This window comes from Selenomonas sp. FC4001 (assembly GCF_000701565.1).
Classification (GTDB): Bacteria; Bacillota; Negativicutes; order Selenomonadales; family Selenomonadaceae; genus Selenomonas_A; species Selenomonas_A ruminantium_B.
Map to the genome: position 1 here is coordinate 183614 of NZ_JNJF01000005.1, position 7848 is coordinate 191461.

Genomic DNA, 7848 nt, shown 5'->3' on the forward strand with positions numbered 1-7848 from the left:
TGTTCTGCGTCCTCCCGAAAGAAATATCACATACACACAATTTAACTATAACATCATTTGCCCTAGGGTTCAACCGCAAATTTTCTCAGATTCGTGAAAAAAGACTCTTCCCTTCTATTATATAGAATGGAAAGAGTCTTTCGTAAAAAATTATTTTCGTTCAGAAAGATTCACAAAACTTTGCGTTGCTTACCACTGCTCCACAGCCTGCAGGGCTTTGAGCACTTTGGCAGCTACGCCGTGCATCTTAGCTTCCGGTACGCAGCAGGCAGCTACACGCACGCCCATCTTCAGCGGCACCGCAAAAATCAAATCATCATGGAGCTTGTTGCAGACTGCCTGTGGGTCGCTGGCCGGTACCGACAGGAAGAAACCGCCGTTATAGGGAAGCGCCGGCAAGCCGCATTCCTTGGCTTCCTTCATGAATACTTCGGCCCGCTTCTGAATGGTCTGATAGAAATTATCCCGCTCCGTCTCATACGCCTGACGCAAGGCATCATCCTGCTGAATCCGCACCAAAGTTGTCATGGCAGCCCGGTTGATGTTGGACCAGGTCGCACGGCTGGTGTACTTGTTGATGTTCTGGAACTCGGTGATGACTTCCTCGCTCGAAGATACGGCAACCAGAGCACCGGTGCGCTGACCATAAGCCGTATAGCCCTTGGACATGGAGAAGGCAAACATCACCAGCACATTTTCCGGCAGATTGCTGAACTTCTTCATGAAGCGGCGGACTTCATTGCGCTCACCGGCAAAGTCGATATAGGCAATGTCCACCAGAATGCTCATCTTCTTGCCCCGGGCTGCATATTTCTTGGCCAGGGCCAGCACATGGTCCCAATCCTCTTCCGTCAGGCTGAAGCCCGTGGGATTATGTGCCGGGGTGTTGATGATGACCAGCAAACTGTCCTGTTCCTTGTAGAGTTCAGACACCTTATTGGCATAAGCTGCCACGTTGAAGTTATTGTCCTCATCAAAGAGCGTGTAGTTGGTGAGCTTGCAGCCGCACTCATTGGCAATCACATTGTAAGTGCCCCAGAACCAGTCAGAAGTCAGGACTTTCGTGCCCTGCTCGGCATAATTGGCAACGGCATGGTGAATAGCACCGGTACCGCCAGCCGTAGCACAGGAAGCGATATAGCCCTCCGGACGATTGTCGGCAAAGACGAGTTTTTCCACTTCTTCCAGATAGGCAGGCAGACCGGCAATCGGCGCATAACGGAACATGTCTTCCGTTTCCAGACCGCGGTAAACTTTCTCCACCGTGGGCAGGACAGCCAGACCGCCCTCATCATTCATCATCATGCCGATGGTGGCATTGGTCACTTTATCCAGACCATATTTTTCAGCCGCCTTATTGCAGGCTGCCGTGGCCCCAAAAATCGCGTCCCGTAACTTCTTATTTGCCGCATGGCTGGCTGCCATTGTCATAAACAAGCTCTCCCCTCTAACTCCATAAACATTTACTAAGCATTAAGTTCATTTCACAGGTACTATAATAACTGTTTCTACCTGTCCTGTCTACCCACACATGTGTATGTATACAATATTTTTGCGAAATTAACTACAAAACAAAACCTTCCCCGCAGGGAAGGCTGTATTTCTTATTTTTTCGGGAAGAATTCGTCGTGAATGGCATTGACTGCTTCCTTGAGCATAGAGCCTTTCACCAGGCAGGAAATGCTGATTTCGGAAGTGCTGATGATGTCAATGTTAATACCAGCCTTAGACAATGCACCAAACATGCGAGCTGCCGTACCAGGGTTGCCCAGCATACCAGCACCCACGATAGATACCTTGGCCACATCTTCTTCAATGAGAACAGCAACGGCACTGAGCTTATCTGCTACACCATCCACAACCTTCTTGGCCTGAGGCAGGTCACCAGCAGCTACGGTGAACACCATATCTGTCACGTTCTTCTCAATGTTGCGGATGCTCTGAACAATCATGTCCACATCGATGTTGGCGTCAGCCAGAGCCGAGAAAATTTCATGGGCAATACCCGGCGTATTGGGAATTCCCAGAACCGCAATCTTGGCAACTTTTTCGTCATGGGCAACGCCGCGAATCACAAAATCTTTATCTTCCATCGTATAATCCTCCCTTATAAACGTACCGGTATCGGTGGTAAAAGTCGAGCGCACATGAATGGGAATGCCGAAGTATTCGCCCATTTCTACAGAACGGGGCTGCATAACTCCTGCACCAAGACGGGCCATTTCCAGCATTTCATGATAGGTAATCTCGCGCATTTTCCGAGCGCCCGGCACGATACGAGGGTCAGCAGAATATACGCCATCCACATCCGTGAAGATTTCACAGGAATCTGCCTTGAGGGCACCGGCAATGGCGACAGCGGAAGTATCGGAACCGCCGCGGCCCAAAGTGACATAATCCCCTAAGTCATTGGCCCCCTGGAAACCGGTAATGACAACCACCTTGCCTGCATCAAGTTCCTGATGAACACGTTCTGGCTTGATGTCTTTTATGCGGCCCTTGGTGTAGACATCATTGGTCTTAACCCCGGCCATCGGACCCGTCAAAGATACGGCATCCTGTCCCAAGGTCTTGAAAGCCATGGCCATCAGGGATGCGGACTGCTGCTCGCCGGTAGTCAGGAGCATATCCATTTCCCGTGTGTACTGGTAGGGATTCTTGTTAATTCCCTGCGCCAGTTCAATCAAATCGTCCGTAGTATCACCCATGGCAGAAACCACCAGTACGATTTTGTCATTGGGCTGTTTCTCTCCCAGCACGCGCTTGGCAATATTCATAATCTTTTCCGTGGTCGCCACCGAGCTGCCACCGAATTTCTTTACAATGAGTGCCATAACTCTCCCCCTAAACTTCTTTTTTGATAAGAAACCGCTCCACATGCCGCGGACAGTTTCTTTTTTCGTCTATTTATACGTTTAATCCTAGCATATTATACCCTAAAAAAAGTCACCTGTCTATAAATTTTCACGATTTTATGTAATATTGTTCATTTGTAAAAAACACATTCTGCCAACCATGTTACAAATCACCTTTTTATTTTCTTTTTTCTCCGCAAAAATGATAATTTTTTCGATATTTCAGTTGTAAGCAACCTTTTATTGGACATAAGTCCCTTTTGTGCTATATTATTAGAGATTTATTTTTGACTCGTATTTTTAAGGAGTGTATCATTTTGCAAAACCGTACCATCGGTGTCAGTGAGCGCCTGCCACTGCTCGAAACCCTGCCCCTGTCCCTGCAGCATCTTTTCGCCATGTTCGGCTCTACGGTACTGGTGCCCATTCTCTTCCATGTGAATCCGGCTACCGTCCTGCTGTTCAACGGCATCGGCACACTGCTGTACCTGACGCTGTGCAAGGGAAAAATCCCTGCTTACTTAGGTTCCAGCTTTGCCTTCCTTTCCCCGGTATTCCTGGTACTTGGCCAGTACAACTATGAAGCTGCTCTGGGCGGCTTCATCATGGTAGGTCTGGTATTCTGTCTGGTGGGTATCATCATTCGCATGGTAGGCACCCATTGGATTGATGTTCTGTTCCCGCCTGCTTCCATGGGCGCCATCGTAGCGGTTATCGGTCTGGAGCTCATGCCCACCGCCGCTGATATGGCCGGTATTACGGGCAAAGGTGACAGCACCACGATTTTCGTATCGCTGGCTACTCTGGCGATTACGGTATTCGCGTCCGTCGCCTGCCGTGGCTTTTTGGCCATTATCCCCATTCTGCTGGGTGTTGTGGGCGGTTATATCATCGCTGCAGTCTGTGGCATGGTGGATTTGGCTAGTGTGGAATCTGCGCCCTGGTTTGCCCTGCCCACCTTCTATACGCCGGAATTTAATCTGGATGCCATTCTGATTATCCTGCCGGCAGCGCTCGTGGTTATCGCCGAACACGTTGGCCATCTGATTGTCACGGGCAACATCGTCGGCGCTGACCTTGCCAAAGATCCGGGACTTGACCGTTCCATCCTCGGCAATGGTATTTCCACCATCATCTCGGGCTTCTTTGGCTCTACGCCCAACACCACTTATGGTGAAAACATCGGCGTTCTGGCTATTACGAAAGTGTTCTCCACCTGGGTTATCGGCGGTGCGGCTGTCTTTGCCATCATCCTCTCCTGCCTGGGCAAGCTCGCCGCTCTTATCCAGAGTATTCCCGTTCCGGTCATGGGCGGCGTTTCCCTGCTGCTCTTCGGCGTTATCGCCGCTTCCGGTATCCGGGTACTGGCAGAAAGCAATATTGACTACAACAATCCCTTGAACCTGATGCTGACGGCTATCGTGCTGGGCCTGGGTGTTTCCACCGCCAGCATCACCGTGGGCACCATCACCCTCAAGGGCATGTCGCTTGCGACGGTGGTTGCCATCATCCTCTCTTTGTCCTTCCAGCTTATCGGCAAACTGCATCAGCCTGTGGCTGACGATAATCCCGCTGAGGAAAAATGACACGTATTGAAGTAAAGCTTGACGCCCTGACCCCTATGCCGGTCAGGGCGTTTTTGAAAGCTCACCAAGGCATATCCAATACCATTTGGAAACGCATCAAAAACTCCGGCACATTTGCCATTAACGGTACTATCTGCAATGCCACACAAGCCAGTGTCATAAACGGCGATATCATTACTTATGATATTCTGCGTCCCACAGATATTACGCCTGAGGATTTGCCTCTGGATATCCGCTATGAAGATGAATGGCTGCTCGTCATCAATAAACCTGCCGGTCAGCTGGTGCATCCTACCACCAAGGAAAGCTCCGGTACTGTGGGCAATGCGCTGATGCATTATTTTGCTGCCAAAGGGGAAGCCCATGCCTTCCATCCTGTTCATCGGCTCGACAGGGATACCAGCGGCCTCCTACTGGTGGCCAAGGAGCCGCAGATTCAATATCAGCTTTCCCCCAAGGGATGCAAGAATTTCCAGCGGGAATATCAGGCCATTATCCAGGGAGAACTCACACCTGCCGCAGGACTTGTTGACGCGCCTATTGCCCGGGCTCTGCCCAGCATTATCCTGCGAAAAGTTTCTCCTGAGGGGCAAAGTGCCCGCACCCACTATCGCACTGTCAAAACAAACGGCCAGCTTTCGCTGATAGAATTACAGCTAGAAACTGGCCGTACACATCAGATACGGGTTCATATGGCGCATTTGGGCCATCCGCTGTTAGGGGATGATTTGTATGGCGGCAATATGGATTTCATCCAGCGGCAGGCCCTTCATGCCTTCCGTCTGAGTTTCAAACATCCCATGACAGAAGAAAAACTCGTCATCACAGCCCCGCCACCTGCGGATTTTCTTCGTATTACAGCGGATTTCTAAATGATACGAGCCGATTATTATTGTTTGAAAAATTTTTCACTTGAGCTATACACGAGAAGTATTTTCTATGATATAATAAACGAGGTTCAATATAAAAAATCATTTGAACAAGATTCATTAGGGGGTAATGAAAAATGCCATTAGTTGGAACTAAAGAAATGTTCAAGAAAGCTTACGAAGGCGGCTACGCTATCGGTGCTTTCAACGTCAACAACATGGAAATCGTACAGGGTATCACGGAAGCAGCTGCTGAGCTGAACTCCCCGGTTATCCTGCAGGCATCTGCTGGTGCTCGCAAATATGCAAAGGGCCCGTATCTCCGTCACCTCGTTGAGGCTGCTCTGGAAGTTAACGACATTCCCGTTGCTCTGCACCTCGACCATGGCGCAGATTTCGAAACCTGCAAAGCTTGCATCGATGACGGTTTCACTTCCGTAATGTTCGACGGTTCTCACTATGATTTCAAAGAGAACATCAAACGTACGCAGGAAGTTGTTGCTTACGCTCATGAACATGGCGTTTGCGTAGAAGCTGAGCTGGGCAAACTGGCTGGTATCGAAGATGATGTTAAGGTTGCTGCTCACGAAGCAGCTTACACGCAGCCGGAAGAAGTAGAAGAATTCGTCAAAGAAACTGGCGTAGATTCTCTGGCTATCGCTATCGGTACTTCCCATGGTGCATTCAAGTTCAAGCCGGAACAGTGCACGCGCAACGCTGAAGGCGTTCTCGTACCGCCCGAACTGCGTTTCGATATTCTCGCTGAAATCGAGAAGAAGATTCCTGAGTTCCCGATCGTTCTCCATGGTGCTTCTTCCGTTATTCCGAAGTACGTTCAGATCATCAACGCTAACGGCGGCAAACTGGACGATGCTATCGGTATTCCTGAAGACCAGCTCCGCAAAGCTGCTAAATCCGCAGTTTGCAAAATCAACATCGACTCTGACCTGCGTCTGGCTCTTACGGCTGGTATCCGTGAGCACTTCATGGCTCATCCGGAACACTTTGACCCGCGTCAGTATGTTGCTGATGGCCGTTCCTACATCAAGGAACTCGTTGAACACAAGATCAAAGACGTTCTTGGTTCCGATGGCCGCGCTGCTGAAATCCTGGAGCTCATCAACGCAAAATAATTGCCTAAACGGCATAAAAGAAGAGGTTCGTAATGAACCTCTTTTTTATATGCTCCATGTTAACAAATATACACTCCTTCTTTGTCTTTTTCCAGCAGTTGTCTTGACATTGTGGACATAAGATTGTAATATATGAATTATCAAGTGTAATTATAACATTATTTCATGCTTAAAAAGTATTTTTACAGAGGAGTGTATACATGAGAGCCAAAATATGTGGAATAAAAGACTTGTTTACCGCCAAGATAGCTGAAGAGGCTGGCGCGGATTTTATCGGCTTTGTCTTCTATAAAAAGAGTCACCGCTACATTTCTCCAGAAAAGGCGGCTGTCATCAGCAAACAGATTAAGACTGCCAGAACCGTGGGCGTTTTTGTCAACGAAGATTTGGAAACGGTAAATGAGATTGCAGCCAAAGTTGGGCTGGATTATGTACAGCTCCATGGCCAGGAAAGCGCAGAATACGCGCAGCAGGTCATCTGCCCCGTGATTAAGGCCTATACCTATGATGAACACTTCTCTGTCTCTAAGGCCAACGAATTCCCCTCAGAGATGATTCTGCTGGACGCTGGCACTCCTGCTCTGCCCGGAGGCACTGGCAAGAGCTTCAACTGGAAGAAAGCCGCTCAGGATATCCTGCAGCTGCATAAATCTGTACTGGTCGCTGGCGGCATCAACCGGGAAAACGTCAAGCAGGTGAACAAGCTCCTCCACCCCTACGCTGTCGATGTTTCGAGCAGTCTGGAAGAGAATAACGAGAAATCCATCGAAAAGATACAGGCCTTCCTGCGCAGAATTAAATAAGCAAACAGACACAAAAAATCGCTTCTCGATTGAGAAGCGATTTTTTATTCAATACCCGAAGGGCATAAACTGGCAACGCCCTATCCTCCCAGTCCGTCTCCAGACAAGTACTTTCGGCGTATGAGTGCTTAACTACTGTGTTCGGTATGGGAACAGGTGGAACCACTCAGCTATCGTCACCAGATATTCTGTTGAGTATATATGCTACACTCAAAACTATACAGAAGAAAAGCAGCGAAGCGCGGCTTTAGCCGCCCTGAGTCGCTTTGCCGTTTTGCGAAGCAAAACAGCTTCATTAAAATGTACTCTTGAACACTCTAGGCTCGTAGTAAGTTAAGCCCTCGATTTATTAGTATTGGTCCGCTGCATGCCTTACGGCACTTCCACTCCCAACCTATCTACCTTGTCTTCTTCAAGGAATCTTACTGGATTACTCCATGAGATACTTCATCTCGGGACAGGCTTCACGCTTAGATGCTTTCAGCGTTTATCCCTTCCGGACGCAGCTACCCAGCTATGCTTCTGGCGAAACAACTGGTACACCGGCGGTCCGTCCACTCCGGTCCTCTCGTACTAGGAGCAGCTTCCCTCATGTATCTTAC

Annotated in this window: 6 protein-coding genes and 2 rRNA genes; 4 read left to right on the forward strand and 4 right to left on the reverse strand. The window is 49.0% G+C overall.

The features are described from left to right. Positions 1–189: 189 nt before the first annotated feature. Both T320_RS02720 and T320_RS02725 read right to left on the reverse strand, forming a co-directional pair. The gene (locus T320_RS02720; RefSeq protein ID WP_037352938.1) at positions 190–1431 is read right to left on the reverse strand and encodes an aminotransferase class I/II-fold pyridoxal phosphate-dependent enzyme; all 1242 of its coding nucleotides are present in this window, start codon (positions 1429–1431) and stop codon (positions 190–192) included. A gap of 173 nt (positions 1432–1604) precedes the next feature. Then, on the reverse strand, positions 1605–2834 hold the full coding sequence (locus T320_RS02725; RefSeq protein WP_026760370.1) for an aspartate kinase: 1230 nt from the start codon (positions 2832–2834) through the stop codon (positions 1605–1607). A gap of 338 nt (positions 2835–3172) precedes the next feature. Here T320_RS02725 and uraA point away from each other — a divergent pair, with 338 nt between their 5' ends. From uraA to T320_RS02745, 4 genes are all read left to right on the forward strand, one after another. Continuing rightward, positions 3173–4441: a uracil permease gene (gene uraA, locus T320_RS02730; RefSeq protein WP_037352940.1), complete on the forward strand. Its 1269-nt coding sequence runs from the start codon at positions 3173–3175 to the stop codon at positions 4439–4441. After that, complete coding sequence (locus T320_RS02735) at positions 4438–5313, forward strand: RluA family pseudouridine synthase (RefSeq protein ID WP_037352942.1); 876 nt, start codon at positions 4438–4440, stop codon at positions 5311–5313. Before uraA ends, T320_RS02735 begins: the two co-directional genes overlap by 4 nt. Positions 5314–5447: 134 nt before the next feature. Next, the gene (gene fba / locus T320_RS02740) at positions 5448–6443 is read left to right on the forward strand and encodes a class II fructose-1,6-bisphosphate aldolase (protein ID WP_037352943.1); all 996 of its coding nucleotides are present in this window, start codon (positions 5448–5450) and stop codon (positions 6441–6443) included. A gap of 200 nt (positions 6444–6643) precedes the next feature. Beyond that, positions 6644–7246, forward strand: coding sequence for a phosphoribosylanthranilate isomerase (locus tag T320_RS02745; RefSeq protein ID WP_026760366.1), 603 nt, complete (start codon positions 6644–6646; stop codon positions 7244–7246). Between the two features lie 67 nt (positions 7247–7313). On the opposite strand, the gene rrf is transcribed toward T320_RS02745, so the two are convergent. Both rrf and T320_RS02755 read right to left on the reverse strand, forming a co-directional pair. Continuing rightward, positions 7314–7430 (reverse strand): 5S ribosomal RNA (gene rrf / locus T320_RS02750). Between the two features lie 145 nt (positions 7431–7575). Further along, a 23S ribosomal RNA gene (locus T320_RS02755) occupies positions 7576–7848 on the reverse strand; the annotation flags it as partial.